This window comes from Alteromonas sp. MB-3u-76, from assembly GCF_002831605.1.
GTDB classification, from domain to species: Bacteria; Pseudomonadota; Gammaproteobacteria; order Enterobacterales; family Alteromonadaceae; genus Alteromonas; species Alteromonas hispanica.
Genome location: NZ_CP025115.1, coordinates 1618994 through 1633787 on the forward strand (window position 1 = coordinate 1618994; position 14794 = coordinate 1633787).

A 14794-nucleotide genomic window follows, 5' to 3' on the forward strand; every position below is an offset into this window, starting at 1 on the left:
GCAAAGCTAGGGGAGCTACGTGTTATTGTCCCAGCATGTCCGCGAGAGCGGGTTTATGCGTTTGTTAGCTCTGCACCTTGCGCCCTCCTCGCAATAAATGCGACTGACCCCGAGTACACATCCATAAATATGTGAGCCACTATAGCAACAACAATACTTTCGAAATACAAATATATTCCACACAGCAAAACGCCTACAACAGCTGTTTTAATAACATGCTTCCAACCAAGGTATATGTGCCAAAGACCAAAAATGATGCTACTACCAATAACGGCAACGAACTCGCCTGTATGTTGCTCAATGGAGCTATATAAATACCAGCGGAAAATAAGCTCTTCGCACACTCCAGCACTAACTGAGACCAGCAGTGTAAAAAGTAAAAACTCTCTACGTGACGAGGGCAGTATCTCTAGAAATGATTTTCCGCCATCTTCAAATGCGTTTAAAACCTGAAGTCTGACATTTGCATCTTTATTGATAGAAGAAAGCACATATTTCATATACGCAATAAATACTGCAAAGATAAAGATCGCCAAATAAACCTTCCAACTATCAGAAGGTAGATATTGAGGAGGATCTATTTTTAACACATCAATTAAATAGCAAAAAAACAAGAATCCCGTGACAACCCACAACATGGCTGAGGTTTTTATATATTCAGCACACTTACTTTTAAATTTATATTTTTCCAGGACTAAATCAACTAGTGGAAATAGTAGCAGTGTAGACAGTAAAGCAATTTCCAGCGTTTGCATGCAAACTATCCTTGTGTAGAGCTAACTTTCAATATCGGCGCAGGCACATGGGCATAATACCGCAGCCGTCTCGCGTGTATGCGTCTCGGCGAACGCAGTGAGTGTGTTGATTGGGTTGTTAGCTGCAATCACTATTCTGTCGCGTTGCTTGCGTACACTTCTACTGCTCTAACCTCTAGACCGTTATCTACTCTCGTGATTCGAGCGTCCAAAGCTAAAAATGATGAGCCATCAGTAGTGATTTTGAGTTGGTAGCCCTCGCTCGAGTGATTTTCAATCGTTGAAATCTCAAATGGAACAGCAGAGGGAATAACCATAATCACATTGCCCATATAGGTCGTCTCTTTTTTGTCTCTAGAAATAGTTAACTTTTCAGCTTGGATCTCAATACCTGTTGAAGCAGTGGTTGATGATGTAAGAAAAATGCTCACTACCAAACTAAAAAGCAGAGCAAAAGAAGTTACTGAGTTTTTTAGCAGCCTATACGGCTTCGGGGATTTAATAATTAGGTTTTTAAAGTCAAGTTCAAATGCTGATGCTAAAGATTTTAGTGTTTCTATAGATGTATTTCCTTCGTTTTCGACTCTTTGAATAGTTCGTAGACTTACACCTGAGACAAGAGACAGATGTTGCTGACTCCATCCTTTCTCTCTTCTGAGCTTAACGACAAGTTCTGAGTTAATTTTCATTTCCATATTTCTATTCCTTTGAACAATAAAGCTATATCGTAGAGGAATAGTCCTTATTTTTGTTACGACAAACACCCGCCAGTGCAACGCCATTAGTATGCCAAGCAGTTAACACCTAAATATGGGGCACAAACAGGCAGGCTGTAATGGCGAAGCCGACTGCCTGTTTGTGTCCCAGCTCGCCTGCGTGTGACACAATTTTTTGTTATGCACTAAGCGTTAAATGCCCCGCGATACTAATTAAATACGCAGCAGAAAATACATTCTGTATCATCTTAACTTTTCGCTTTCTTACAGGTTTCTTGATGAGATATTGCTCGATGTTAAATTGGTCAGCGGCAAAGTAGGCGGACAGCATAAAAAAAGAAAAACTAGAGAGAAAACTATCTAGATTTACGAGTGTGTAATAGCCATAGGCGGCAGGAGCTAAAGAAAGAAGTAAAAGAATTCCTCTCGCTGTTAATTCATTTTGCATCATAAAAAATCCCTCTTGTTATTACCTTGCAACACAACGCGTCCCAGCGAACGAAGTGAATTACAACAACGTTTTGTTAGGCATTGAGCTTATTAGCCCAACGGTTTGTAACTACCAAGTACACGCAGAAAATCAGAAAGAATACATTTACTGCGATCAATAAGTAGAAAGTTCCAGGGCTTTGTTGAGCATAGTAGTTTGTTTTGCCTTTCCAAGATATATAACCGTCTATAAATGCAATAAAAAGCTTATGTGTAAAAAATATGCTCAAAAGCGAAAAAATTACTTTTACAAGTACTAATTTAGAGAAGTTATTTCGACTGTTAAGCCTTTGTATTTCTCTGGGGTGAATAACTCTAGCGTCGATTTCTTGGCAGATTTTAAAGTACCGGTGGATGTGAGCATTACGATCAATTGATTCTCGTGCTTCTAGGAGCTCCGTGAGATCATAGTTTGAGTAGTCCGGGTCCATCTGAATATACTCCTTAATGCCTAACTTTTAAATAAGGGGCGCAGACATGTGGGGCATAATGGCGAAGCCGCCCCGCGTGTCTGCGTCCCAGCGAACGCAGTGAGTGTGTTTATTGACTTGTTAGCTACCATGTTTGCCATACCTTGCGTTTGCTACTAGCACACATGGAATTGGAATTAGTGACGCAACACAAAGCAGTATTGTCATACCAATTTCGTTAACTAAGCCCAAGTACCAAATAAATGCGATTAACCCAATTAGCGTTCCTAGACCTAATACAGAAAAGCCGATCAATTTTGCATACGCTTCAGGATTAGATATTTTTGACTCGTCCCAACCAGCAATGAGACCTCTCTTTTGTTTTACTGCGATAAGGTAGCCGAGAATGATACAGGGCAACGCACCTGCAAAAACCATTACAATTAACCCGAAAAATAATCCGTCCATGCAATTTTCCTCGTGGTAGCTAACTTTCCAATAACGGGCGCAGACATGTGGGGCATAATGGCGAAGCCGCCCTGCGTGTATGCGTCCCAGCCCGCGCAGCGGGCGAACTTGATTTTTTTGTTATACACAAGGCTACTCCTTAATAAGTTCGAGCACTTCACTGTTTTCGGAGTCGAAGACAGATAGCGATGTGCCATTTAACTTGATTGTAACGAAAACATATTTGTCTTCGTAGCCATTGTACATTTCCCCAATCCACTCAGCTTCTGTTGATTGAACAATATTTTTGATGATTGTGAGGCCAGAGTTTTGTTTATGAGTTTAGTGTTCTTTAACACTTGCTACACCAGTTGTTAAATTGAATTCGATTAGAGCTGGTTTCGTTGCATGTTTCCAAACGCCTTCTATTGTTGATGAAGCAAATGCACTCATCGTTACTAAACAAGTGCCTATGAAAGCAGAAAATAGAACAGACGTTTTGGTTTTATTCACTTTAATCTTCCTGATTTTGCGCATTGTGTATAACGCTTCAATCAGAGGCGCCAGTTTTTTTGGCGTCCTTCTGAATTGACTTGTGTACGCCCAGCATGGGCATGAACTAATGAGGTGAAAGTCCTCTGTAGGAAGATCACCGTTGTTTAACACACTGTTATTCAACGCGAACTACTAGCGAATGGCAAGGGCTAAATCGTGAGAGATAGTCTGGAGGAAGCCGCTAGCAAATCTGCGAGCTGATGGACAAGAACATCATATGAGGCGTAGGCTGAAGGTGAGTTGGCACAAGACAACGAAACCATGTGATCTAACGGCCACCGTAAATGATGCAGCAGTGCAGAGACAGTCCATGCTCTTATCTGGGGAGATCTGCTCTAAGAGCGATCGGTGAATACCAGTAAGGCTCTGGTATACAAGTGCCTTGGCGCAGAGGAAACGCATCACCCACTGCGAGCGAATTCGATGCAAACCGATAGCGCTGTTACAGGTAACTGTGGCGGTGATAAAGCAGAAGTCAGCAGACGGCATAGTAGCCAAATGCCCAGCGTAATGGCTGGGACACGGCCAAGTTGCTGCACAACGCGCCAAGAAACATTTAGAATAAAGGAGGAGCCTTGTCAGACTTGAACACACGAATGCCGTCCGGTAGTGACGTGACTCAGCGTACTGATGAGCAGCCAGCCTTTAGCGCAGATCTACTCGAACTTTTTCTCCAGCCTTCCAATCTTGTGTCGGCATGGAAGCAGGTTCGAGCCAACAAAGGGGCCGCTGGCATTGATGGCATGACCATTGATGACTTCCCCGCTTGGGCAAACGCCGGAAACTGGAAACGTGTTATGACTGAGCTTCGCTCAGGCCAATACCAACCTTCACCGGTGAAACGCGTTGAGATTGACAAACCTGATGGCGGAAAACGTCAATTAGGGATCCCAACTATCGTTGACCGTGTTATCCAACAAGCGATTGCCCAAGTCCTTACGCCTATTTTCGACCCAACCTTCTCAGATAATAGTTTTGGGTTCAGGCCACATCGAAATGGGCAGCAAGCAGTGAAGCAGGTAAACAGCATTATCAAAACGGGACGCCGTTTTGCCGTAGATGTTGATCTGTCTAAGTTCTTTGACCGCGTTAATCACGATTTACTCATGACCTACCTTGGCTATAAAGTGAAAGATAAGCGACTGCTTAAACTGATTAAACGATACTTACGAGCTGGGATTCTCTGCAAAACCAAAGGGGATAACCAGTTTTATAGTGAGAGTCGAGAAGGTGTTCCTCAGGGCGGGCCATTATCGCCGCTGTTGGCAAACATCATGCTAGACCCATTGGACAAAGAGCTTGAGAAACGGGGTCACGAATTTGCACGATATGCGGACGATTTTACCATACTGGTAAAGACGCCCCGTTCGGGTGAACGCGTGCTCAACAGTATCAGCAGATTCCTGTGCCACCGCTTGAAGTTAGTTGTTAATACAACCAAAAGCCACGTCGTTAAAACCAATGAAAGCAAATTCCTTGGATTCACCTTCAAGGCAGGCCGCATTCAATGGCATCCGAAGACCCTGATGAAGTTTAAGCAACAGGTTCGACGATTAACGAACCGCAACTGGGGCGTATCGATGCAATACCAACTCTTTAAACTCAGTCAGTATTTACGAGGCTGGATAAATTACTTTGGTATCGCCAGTGGATATCAGCGCTGCGTAGAACTGGATCACTGGATCCGGCGCAGAGTGAGAATGGCTTACTGGCGTCAGTGGCGAAAACCACGCACTAAGGTACGAAACTTAATGAGACTGGGCGTGCATGTTCAAGCTGCGGTAGCGTGTGGTATCACCAGCAAAGGGCCATGGCGTAGTGCAAAATCTCCGGGGATCAATCAAGCATTATCACTTGATTACCTAAAATCCGAAGGGCTTTATTCACTACGTGATGGATGGGTTGCGCTTCACTATCCTAAATGAAACGCCCTGTGCGGAGCCGCATGCAGGGTGTTGTGGGGGCTGGAGGCTAGATACCTCCGGCTACCCGATTAGGCGTACAACTGAAAGTACGCAGCTTTGCTGCCACCACTAGCCAAATAGACCGCGTGTTTAAATTATTGAATTTAAGATAAAACAACCCTGAGCGAAATGCCAGATGTTAACGACATTGCAGGATAAAAGAGCGAGTTTAGAAAGCTGGTGATGTTGAATGTTGGCGTTGCGATGTTGATGAAAAGCGCGTTGCTAAGGCCGTTGAAACAACCGAGAAAGCTAGCCGCGAACACGACCTAGCGAAACAACCTTGATGCTGGAATGTCACTTCTGAACCAACATTTTAATGCTGTAAGTAAATGACGCCTAACACTAAGCTTTGGGGCGCTAACATGGGGCTATAATCGCGAAGCGGCCCCGTGTTAGCGTCCCAGCGACCGGAGGGAGTGGCAACAGCGTTTTGTTAGGCGTACAAAGGAACGTACGCAGCTTTTCTGCCACCACTAGCCAAATAGACCGCATGTTTAAATTATTGAATTTAAGATAAAACAACCCTGTGCGAAATGCCAGATGTTAACGACATTGCTGGATAAAAGAGCGAGTTTAGAAAGTTGGTGATGCAGAATGTTGGCGTTGCGGTGTTGATTAAAAGCGCGTTACTAAAGTTTGTTTAAAGTACTGAAAAAAGCCAGCCGTAAATACAACCTAGCGAAACAGCCTTGCTGCTGGAATGTCACAGCTGAGACTACTTTTTAAAGCTGTAAGTAAATGACGCCTAACAACTTAGTGTACGGAAAAAATCCTTTATGCAAGGTGGAAAAGTTCCGCATATCCCTCGACGTTTTCGTTACTGTCGCACGAAAACACACGCTCATCAATAATTTACACTGAGCGCCTGAAAACAAAGTGCTGAAATATGGATTGTTTCCTTTTTATTTTTCGTCGATTAAAAAATTTGAAAAGTTGTACTTATTTACAGTAAAAGAAAAACTCCAAAGTGAGTATCTTAAGGCTAATTCGCCAGTTGCAGATTGGCTCTTAAATTCATCAAGTTTTAGAGCGTAAACCCTTAATGAAAAAGTGGCAGGTTTCGAATTAAATCCTTCGATTAATGTTTTTGCTAATGCTGTGTAAGCGTTCTTGAAACCTTCGAGATACTGTAAATGACACAACATCAGACTCGTGGCTTTTATTGAGTATGTTCTGGCATGCATGGCTTATTTCAAATTCAAACCCACTGCCTTTGCGATTATCTGCAAAATGATCTTCTTTATCGAGTCCCTTGAATAGTGTGCATTCTGTTGCGCGCCAAAAGTCAGGTATTTTTATTGTCCCCTTTGTGCCAATAAGTAACGCATCATTACCTAAATTGCTCTTAAAGCTGCTGTGCAACAACGACACAGATTTACTATTTTTATACATCCACAATACGTCATTATCGACGCCATTTGGTGCTACATCGCTGTGTAACAAAATAGGAGGCGTGTCGGTGTGATTGAATAAAGCATCAAATGCTGCTGGGTAAATGCCCATGTCTAATAGACAACCGCCACCGAGTTCTCGGGCATATTCTCGGCTGGTTGCAGAGTAGGGCATAGTAAACCCGAAGCTTGCTTTAGTATGAATTAAGTCACCTATTCTACCGGCAGTAACCCATTCAACTGCCTTATTAATTGCGGGTAAAAAATAAGTCCACATGGCTTCCATAAAAAAGCGTTCTTCTACTTGAGCTACGTTTATAATGCGTTCTAAATCTTCAGGTGAAGTCGTGACAGGTTTTTCACATAATACATGTTTGCCTGCCTTTAGCGCTGCTATAGCATTGTCGGCGTGAAGGGTATGTGGCGTGGCAATATAAATAGCATCAATATTTGAGTCGTTTAACAGGTCTTCGTAGCTACCGTAAGCGTTTGGAATGTCGAAGGTTGCAGCGAATTTTTGCGCACTGTCAAGCTGCCGCGAGCCAACTGCATATAAGTTGGCTTGTGCACAATGAACAATGTCTTTCGCAAATGTGTGAGCAATTCTCGCGGTTGACAGTATTCCCCAATTAACAGATGTTTTCGGCATGTGTTTAGTCCTTTTTTACTTATCAAATAATTGAAATTCGATAACCTCGTTTATCAAACTATAGAAACACGTTGATCACACAATGCCAATACATTGTCTAAACGCTGTCTACTTTAAAAAGATTAGTTAAAAATAAGAGCTGAGCCTTAGTTCGTTTACGGTATTTCTTAGGTGCCTCGGCGGCACTGTTGGGTAGAACGCCAAGATAAAAAGGCGGCAACTATCTTCCGCTTTTAGACCTGCTTTAGTCGCTCTACGTCGTTTAATTATCAAATAGGTTACTTTTAACTGCATAGTGATAGCTTTCTCTACCCTTTGAGAGTGCGTAAGCACAAGCGTTTCTAACTTTAATAAATAACCTGGAACCAATACTCCTTTTAATGCCTTGGTGTAAAACTTGCTTAGAATGGAGTAAATAATGCAAAAATAGTATGGCCTAGCGCATTGTTTTGGTTTGTTAATGCTGCTTTTTTGACAGATTCCAGAAAACAGGAATATTTCTTTTTCAATACGGCGCTTCATTTGGAAATATATTATGTTTAATCCGCTAAAATCTATGGCGTGCAACGTTGTCACATTAGTTGCTGCAACATCTATGGTCTTATCAGGGTGCTCATCGTCATCAACAGACAATGCGCAGAGAATTCAATCCGACCCATCAATCTCTGCATTAGGCAACGTAGAATATTATACCTATATGCTTGCAAACGAGCTGTTTGCAGATGTGCGTGCGGCAAGGCAATCTCGTTATGCCGTGGTAGGCTTCGTGCCCGTGGACAAAATGGAATATAGCCCAGAGCATCAGCATCCTCTTATGTTGTTAGGGCATCAACTTGAGCAGGGCATGATGACTGAGGCCACGAAAAGAGGTTTTTCTACTCAAGAATTTAAGTTATCGAACGATATAATTGTAAGTGAAGAAAGCGACAGAATACTGACACGAGACATTGAAAAGCTCTCTAGTATCGAGCGTGTCGATTTTTATATCACAGGTACCATGGTCTATCAGGAATCTGGAGCTATGGTAAACGCGCGTATCATCGATGCCCGAAATAAAGATGTAGTTGCTGCTGCAACCCGTTTCTTTCCCGCGGAAATTTTTTGGCAGCAAGAGCAAGTCACTACCCGTAATGGCATGTTGTATAGAACTGAAGGTGTAAGGTAAGCCCATGAAAAAAATGAAGACTACAATAGCGCTTATGCTATCAGCATCGTTCCTCACCCTCAGCGGTTGCTCTATGATGATGGACGACGAAGAGGTTGCAGAGCAAACGCCAGTTCGCCCCTCAATGAATGTAATTGATATTACCGCGCAAGATCGTGCTCCCGCCAAGCGTGCATCAAATGATGAGGAAAGCGAAGATCAAGGGATGGACGCTTATGGTGCTATTGGCCAGCCGCCGCTTTACTCAAGTGTTCAAGGTGCTTACAAAGGTAGGCCGCTTACCAAACACATTGGTGATTATGTAAAGAACATGACCCAAGACCTCATTGCGAATATGGAATACGTGAACACAAAAACCGCTATCGGCGTCACGCATTTTGCGTTGTTAGATACCGACCTTCAGCAAACAGATTTGTTAGGCCGTCAAATGGCAGAATCATTTGTTCATGAACTACATAAGTTTCGTGTACCTGTTATCGATTTTAAAGCTACCGAGTATATCCGCATTACTGATGCAGGCGACTTTGTATTAAGTCGAGATTATCTTGAGCTAAGCAGTAGCTTGCCTATTGAATATGTACTCACGGGTACCATGACCAAGCACCAGGGTGGGGTACTGGTTAATGCTCGCATTTTAGGTATGGAGTCGCGGGCAGTGGTTGCCAGCGCACAGATGTTAGTGCCATTTTATGTGGTTGATGCACTCATTCCCAGTGACGGAAGTGAGCGAAGCGGAATGCGTGACGGCGTGAAGTTAAGTCGGGGCTAATTATGAACCGAAATATTCTTTACTCATTAGCAGCACTTGTTAGCATTACCTTGTTATCGGGCTGCTCTAGCACAGATTCGATAGGATCGTTTTGGTTAGGGGAAGACGGCGAAATAAGGCACGACTCTAAACCAGTCGCTGTGCCCAATCGTTCAGGGCTTGTTTACACACCAGATTCTAGAGATAGAGAGTATCAACAGCATATAGCAGTCGATCCCGGCTACAAAGATCCTATTAGAAGCGGTTTTTTCCCAACGAAAACCCACAAAGCGTTAAATGAATATGCGGCGCAATTGGCCATGGAACTAATGGACAACAACACGCGTTTAACCCATCAACACGCTGTTGGAATTGCTAGTTTTGTTCGCCTAAATGCGGGTCTTAACGACAGTACAGTTTTAGGTAACCAACTATCTGAATACCTGATTACCGAGTTACAAGACTTTGGTCTTGCCGTTGTCGACTTCAAGCTTTCAAGCGGTATCACGGTCACGCCTCAGGGCGATTTTGTTATGTCGCGCAGCAGTCAATATTTGGCAAAAAGTGTTGAAATGGACCACGTTGTAACTGGAACGATAATAGAGGATGACAGGGGCGTTCGTGTTAACGCTAGAATTGTGTCGCTTGAGAATAAACAGATTGTGGCTAGCGCAGACGTATACATTCCGGCATTTATCGTTATGGATCTCAACAAAATGGCGCGCGTCACCCCTGCAACGGTTCAAAACTAGACCTAAATAAGAATTATGCAAGAGACAGCAAGTGTCGCTGACTAGCGCATTCTCCGACCTTGCTAATTTTTTGACAAGCGCAACCTACATTTGTTGCGCTTAGCCCATCAAACATTAAATATTGCCGCGAATAGCCTCTCGCACCATAAACCGCGATGTATTTACAGCATTTAGCAAATCGTTGTTCAATGGCAATGGCTCTTGAAACAACGAACTTACCAACACTTCGGCCATCAGTGGGGCTGTAGTTAATCCTCTAGAACCCAAGCAACTTAAGGTCGATACGTTGCCGTTTGGCAGTGTTTTCACCTGATTTAATGGCTTACCTATAGCCAAATCGGCATAGTCTGGCTTCAGCGCCGTGAAGTTATGCAGCGCACCAACAACAGGCTGATGATCTGGAGAGCCAAGCCTTATTGCCGCTCTAGCTGCATCATCGTGATTAAGCTGACTGACAATATCGGTATGAGCAAGCGCTTGTTCGTGAGTGCTAAGGTTCTGTTGAGTTTCTTCTTTTCTAGGCTCTACATTTAAGTCATCTTTTACGTAGGTAGAACCAAGAGCATGTCGTCCGTCCATAGCGGGAGTCATATATCCTTTATGGCAAAGTACTGTTTTGAGTGATGCAATAGGCGATTGAGTGGGGATGGCTTCAACTTGTCCGCGCACGGGCCTTAGTGGCAACCCCTCGAAGGCTTCCGAATGTACTGCACCAGCTCCTAGTGCTAACACCACATGATCTGCATAAATACGTTCACCACTTTTGAATACAACTTCCGTCTTGCTAGCCTCTGACGTTTTATTGCAACGCTCGAAAATATGGTTAGGTTTCAGCGTTAACAGGCCAGTTGCAAAGGCCGAATCGACAATGTCGTTTACCAACGTTGGTGGAGAGAGCCACCCACCACTTGGAATATATAAACCTTCATAGGGCAGTGTTAAACCTGCAATATCACTGAGTTCTTTGTTGTTTATATGCCTTATTAGCTCTGGGGGCCAAACATCGTTGTTGATCAATTTAGTTTGGCGCGTCTCCACTTTGTCGTTAAAGCTTAATTGAACAACGCCGCAAAAATCATGTGTATTTGAACTCGATGTATCTTTACGGCTTGCTGCCGTATCAGCATCTTCAACGGCGGCAAAAATGCCGTCGTAGTAGCGTCTAGCGTATAAAAAGCTATGGGCTTGAAGTCGGCTAGCAATACTGGCTTCACTGTGAAGTTGTGGGTAAAAGCCGCCTTGAGGGTTACCTGATGCACCCTGAGCAAGAGTGTCACCATCAAAGCATAGGGTAACAGATACACCGCGCTTTGTTAGCGCTAGGCACACAGCTGCCGCGGCTAGACCAGAGCCTACCACTACCACATTGCTAGAGGAGCAAAGCGGCGCAGTGTTATAGCGATAGTAAGGGCCTTCCGGTTTTCGCAGCTTCGACTTTATTGTTTTCAGCGACTCAGAAGCAATCGAGCTGTGCTCTGACATTTCGGTCGTTGGGGTGTCATTGTTTACATTAGCATTAAAACTTCCCGTCAGCATATCTCGTTTGCGGCCAAAGCCTGGGCGCTTTTTGATAGTAAACCCAACGCTCGCTAAACCGCGTTTCACTATGCCGGCTGCGGTAAACGTACCGAAGCTTGTGCCGTCTTTGGATAATCTTGCCATCTGCGAAAATAGGGTGTCTGTCCACATGTCCGGGTTTTTACTAGGGGCAAAGCCATCTAAGAACCATGCATCCACAAGCCCGTCTTCAGGACTATGCCATTGAGGAAGCAATTGATGTACGTCACCAATCCACAAATCTAACGTTGTGGCATAATCCTCAAAATGTAATCTATGACAGCCATCAAGACCCATTGGATAGACTTTTGTAAGCGCACTTGCTTGCGCCCCAAGGGAAGGAAAACTTGATAGCGCTTGTTCAATATCCTTTTTGGGCAATGGAAATTTTTCAGTGGTTAAAAAATAGAGGTGTTTTAACGGATGTTGCGGGTTTGCTTGTCGAAAGGCATTAAATTCGCTCATTACTACCAAGAAATTGAGACCTGTTCCAAAACCTGTCTCGGCAATTATGAAATTAGGTTTGTTCCACGATGTCCAACGTTGATGCAGATCGTTTCCTTCGATAAATACATGCTGTGTTTCATCAATGCCACTGTCATTAGAAAAATAAACGTCATCAAAATGATCGGCAACGGGCGTTCCGTTTTCATTAAAATGTACTTGTGCATGTTTAGGTTTCACTACCGCATTTACCTCTTTTTTAAACAGACGTTTGGGGGGATTTATATTATCGAGAGTTTTTTTGCAGTGATTGTTTCAACGTCGGTCTATTAAAGCCCCTTATGACCACTCACTTTTTTCGTACTAGGGCATTGCAATAGTACTGACGCTATTCACTGTCAGCATATTCTACAAGGCCTCTAATCACTTTTCTGTAAAACTTTTTAATTTGTAACGCTCTTGCGCATATAGAACTAATGCTTCTGCTATCCGTGATACCTTAATAACGAGTTGCGGCGAATAAAAGCGCGTTCTCAAAGAATCAATGACAAAAAGTTAATGCCTAATTATAAAAACGTTACATAAAGAGAACCGCTTTACGGGTGTAAAAAGAGTCAGTTTTGTGTTGAAGTGCAAAGCAGACCACTTTACGACGTAAAATCGTTAACATATGCCGCATCAACGCAAAGGGTAAACTATGAGAAGAGCAGTTATCACCGGTCTTGGTATTGTATCGAGCATCGGCGTAAATAAAGAAGACGTACTTGCATCGTTAAAAGCAGGTAAGTCTGGAATTACATTTTCAGAGCAGTTCGCCGAAATGGGCCTTCGCAGTCAGGTTTGGGGCGATTTAGACATTGATTTGAAAGAGCATATCGATCGCAAAGCCATGCGTTTTATGGGCGATGCTGCGGCGTATGCATACGTCGCAATGCAGCAAGCTATTGCCGACTCTGGACTTGAAGAGAGCGATATTTCAAATGAGCGCACGGGCATTATTGCGGGCTCGGGCGGTGCGTCGTCTGAAAACCAAGTTCTGTCTGCCGATATTCTTCGCGAAAAAGGCGTTAAGCGCGTAGGGCCTTACATGGTACCGCGGTGCATGGCCTCTACAGTTTCAGCCTGTTTAGCAACGCCGTTTAAAATACGCGGTGTAAACTACTCAATCGCATCTGCGTGTGCAACAAGCGCACACTGCATTGGAAACGCATTAGAGCTTATACAGCTTGGTAAGCAAGATGTTGTATTTGCAGGTGGCGGTGAAGAATTGCACTGGTCTCTTTCAAGCCAGTTTGATGCTATGGGTGCACTAAGTTCAAAGTATAATGATAACCCTTCGGTAGCGTCGCGTACCTACGATGCTGCTCGTGATGGTTTCGTCAGTTCTGGCGGTGGCGGTATGGTTGTCGTTGAAGAACTTGAGCATGCGCTTGCTCGCGGTGCCACCATTTATGGAGAAGTTGTAGGCTATGGTGCAACTTCAGATGGTTTCGATATGGTAGCTCCATCAGGTGAAGGTGCTATTCGATGCATGAAAATGGCCATGCAAAATGTGAACGGTCCTATCGATTACCTGAACACGCATGGAACATCAACGCCGGTGGGTGATGTTAAAGAGCTAGCAGCAATTCAAGAAGTGTTTGGAAGCTCTGGTGTTCCCATAAGTGCAACAAAGTCTCTTACTGGGCATGCACTGGGCGCGGCGGGTGTAAATGAAGCAATTTACAGCTTACTGATGATGCAAAATAACTTCATCGCACCGTCAATCAATATAGATACATTAGACGACGCAGCACAAGGCTTAGACATTGTTACCGAAGCGCGAGACGCTCAGCTAAATACGGTGATGTCTAACAGCTTTGGGTTTGGCGGTACAAACGCAACCTTAGTGATGCAGCGTTATCAAGACTAAAATGAGACGTTAGTTTCATTACAAGTTAAAAACGAAACAAAAACGATTATAAGCCCCAGCCGTTGCAATTAACGCTGGGGCTTTTTGTTTAGTCGCATTGAAGGTTAATAGTTTTTAAACAGTTCACTGGGCTGTGGAATAGTTATTTTTCCATAATGTCGTTTTACTAATCCCTCATTCTGAAGTTCGCCTAGAAGTTTATTCACTGTTTGCCTACAGCTATTTATCATTTGAGCCAGCGATTCTTGAGACAGCGTAAGCGTGATAGCACTGTCTTTGGGAATGTGTTGCCCGTAGCTGGTGGTAAGCATTAATAGTCTTTTCACTAATTGATGCTTCAAACTCAGCCCAGCGCTTGAATCGATGAATTGAAATGCACTTCTTACTCGCGCACACAGTAACGCTGTGAAATGAGGATAAAGCTCTGGAAACTTTCGCAGTAACTCATTGAAAGCGCTTTTAGGAATAATGGCAACTGTGCTGTCTATTTCACAAACGCTATCATGAGTTCGGGGGAGGTTGTCGAACATAGATATCTCACCAAACCAGGTGCCGGGGCCTAACAGCGCCAGCAACATCTCACTGCCGTCTACGTTTACAGTAACAATTCTAAGTCGTCCTGCACAGATACCATAAAAACCAACACCCTCTTCACCTTTGGCATGTAGCTGCTGACCAGATTTTAAATGCTTAATTCGTACTTTGCTCAACAGTGCTTCTTTTAAATGGCCGGGTAGGGAGCTAAACCACGATGAACTTGCTAAAACAGACCTGAAATTATTCATTTAACAAAATGCTTACAATGTCGTTAAGGCGACAGTTTATCTTTGTTTTCAA

13 protein-coding genes are annotated in these 14794 nt (G+C 43.7%); 5 read left to right on the top strand and 8 right to left on the bottom strand.

The genetic code is table 11. The annotated features are described in order from the left end of the window. Positions 1-53: 53 nt before the first annotated feature. The 5 genes from CW735_RS07285 to CW735_RS07305 all read right to left on the bottom strand — a co-directional run bounded on the left by CW735_RS07285 (position 54) and on the right by CW735_RS07305 (position 3330). Entirely contained in the window at positions 54-755 is a 702-nt protein-coding gene (locus CW735_RS07285; protein ID WP_100971464.1) for a CPBP family intramembrane glutamic endopeptidase, read from the bottom strand. 131 nt (positions 756-886) lie between these two features. Then, complete coding sequence (locus CW735_RS07290; RefSeq protein ID WP_157812655.1) at positions 887-1450, bottom strand: helix-turn-helix transcriptional regulator; 564 nt, start codon at positions 1448-1450, stop codon at positions 887-889. A gap of 199 nt (positions 1451-1649) precedes the next feature. Then, a complete protein-coding gene (locus tag CW735_RS07295) occupies positions 1650-1922 on the bottom strand; it encodes a hypothetical protein (RefSeq protein ID WP_100971468.1) in 273 nt (90 codons plus the stop codon). Positions 1923-2511: 589 nt separating this feature from the next. Further along, complete coding sequence (locus CW735_RS19530) at positions 2512-2838, bottom strand: hypothetical protein (RefSeq protein ID WP_157812656.1); 327 nt, start codon at positions 2836-2838, stop codon at positions 2512-2514. Between the two features lie 321 nt (positions 2839-3159). Beyond that, the gene (locus CW735_RS07305; protein ID WP_157812657.1) at positions 3160-3330 is read right to left on the bottom strand and encodes a hypothetical protein; all 171 of its coding nucleotides are present in this window, start codon (positions 3328-3330) and stop codon (positions 3160-3162) included. 617 nt (positions 3331-3947) lie between these two features. On the opposite strand from CW735_RS07305, the gene ltrA reads away from it, so the two are divergent. Then, positions 3948-5297 carry a group II intron reverse transcriptase/maturase gene (gene ltrA / locus CW735_RS07310; protein WP_100970866.1) on the top strand — a complete coding sequence of 450 codons (1350 nt, stop codon included), beginning with the start codon at positions 3948-3950 and terminating at the stop codon, positions 5295-5297. Positions 5298-6404: 1107 nt separating this feature from the next. Here the strand turns inward: ltrA and CW735_RS07315 are convergent. Then, positions 6405-7379: a Gfo/Idh/MocA family protein gene (locus tag CW735_RS07315; protein WP_100971478.1), complete on the bottom strand. Its 975-nt coding sequence runs from the start codon at positions 7377-7379 to the stop codon at positions 6405-6407. Between the two features lie 556 nt (positions 7380-7935). On the opposite strand from CW735_RS07315, the gene CW735_RS07325 reads away from it, so the two are divergent. The 3 genes from CW735_RS07325 to CW735_RS07335 are packed head-to-tail and all read left to right on the top strand — an operon-like array spanning position 7936 to position 10044. Next, positions 7936-8544 carry a FlgO family outer membrane protein gene (locus tag CW735_RS07325; RefSeq protein ID WP_420809560.1) on the top strand — a complete coding sequence of 203 codons (609 nt, stop codon included), beginning with the start codon at positions 7936-7938 and terminating at the stop codon, positions 8542-8544. Positions 8545-8548: 4 nt separating this feature from the next. Then, complete coding sequence (locus tag CW735_RS07330) at positions 8549-9313, top strand: FlgO family outer membrane protein (protein ID WP_163112746.1); 765 nt, start codon at positions 8549-8551, stop codon at positions 9311-9313. 2 nt (positions 9314-9315) lie between these two features. Beyond that, a complete protein-coding gene (locus CW735_RS07335) occupies positions 9316-10044 on the top strand; it encodes a FlgO family outer membrane protein (RefSeq protein WP_100971482.1) in 729 nt (242 codons plus the stop codon). A gap of 114 nt (positions 10045-10158) precedes the next feature. Here CW735_RS07335 and mnmC read toward each other — a convergent pair whose 3' ends face one another. Further along, positions 10159-12285, bottom strand: coding sequence for a bifunctional tRNA (5-methylaminomethyl-2-thiouridine)(34)-methyltransferase MnmD/FAD-dependent 5-carboxymethylaminomethyl-2-thiouridine(34) oxidoreductase MnmC (gene mnmC, locus CW735_RS07340; protein ID WP_100971484.1), 2127 nt, complete (start codon positions 12283-12285; stop codon positions 10159-10161). Between the two features lie 457 nt (positions 12286-12742). Between mnmC and fabB the strand changes: the two genes are divergently transcribed. Then, positions 12743-13957: a beta-ketoacyl-ACP synthase I gene (gene fabB / locus CW735_RS07345; protein ID WP_071979991.1), complete on the top strand. Its 1215-nt coding sequence runs from the start codon at positions 12743-12745 to the stop codon at positions 13955-13957. Positions 13958-14061: 104 nt separating this feature from the next. On the opposite strand, the gene CW735_RS07350 is transcribed toward fabB, so the two are convergent. Further along, positions 14062-14742 (bottom strand): Crp/Fnr family transcriptional regulator, encoded by a 681-nt coding sequence (locus CW735_RS07350; protein ID WP_071979990.1) that lies wholly within the window; start codon positions 14740-14742, stop codon positions 14062-14064. Positions 14743-14794 lie beyond the last annotated feature (52 nt).

Coding starts and splice junctions, on each gene's coding strand:
- CW735_RS07315 (WP_100971478.1), bottom strand. CDS start 7,379: ATGCCGAAAACATCTGTTAATTGGGGAATACTGTCAACCGCGAGAATT.
- CW735_RS07290 (WP_157812655.1), bottom strand. CDS start 1,450: ATGGAAATGAAAATTAACTCAGAACTTGTCGTTAAGCTCAGAAGAGAG.
- CW735_RS07330 (WP_163112746.1), top strand. CDS start 8,549: ATGAAAAAAATGAAGACTACAATAGCGCTTATGCTATCAGCATCGTTC.
- CW735_RS07335 (WP_100971482.1), top strand. CDS start 9,316: ATGAACCGAAATATTCTTTACTCATTAGCAGCACTTGTTAGCATTACC.
- CW735_RS19530 (WP_157812656.1), bottom strand. CDS start 2,838: ATGGACGGATTATTTTTCGGGTTAATTGTAATGGTTTTTGCAGGTGCG.
- CW735_RS07350 (WP_071979990.1), bottom strand. CDS start 14,742: ATGAATAATTTCAGGTCTGTTTTAGCAAGTTCATCGTGGTTTAGCTCC.
- CW735_RS07285 (WP_100971464.1), bottom strand. CDS start 755: ATGCAAACGCTGGAAATTGCTTTACTGTCTACACTGCTACTATTTCCA.
- CW735_RS07325 (WP_420809560.1), top strand. CDS start 7,936: ATGGCGTGCAACGTTGTCACATTAGTTGCTGCAACATCTATGGTCTTA.
- fabB (WP_071979991.1), top strand. CDS start 12,743: ATGAGAAGAGCAGTTATCACCGGTCTTGGTATTGTATCGAGCATCGGC.
- CW735_RS07295 (WP_100971468.1), bottom strand. CDS start 1,922: ATGATGCAAAATGAATTAACAGCGAGAGGAATTCTTTTACTTCTTTCT.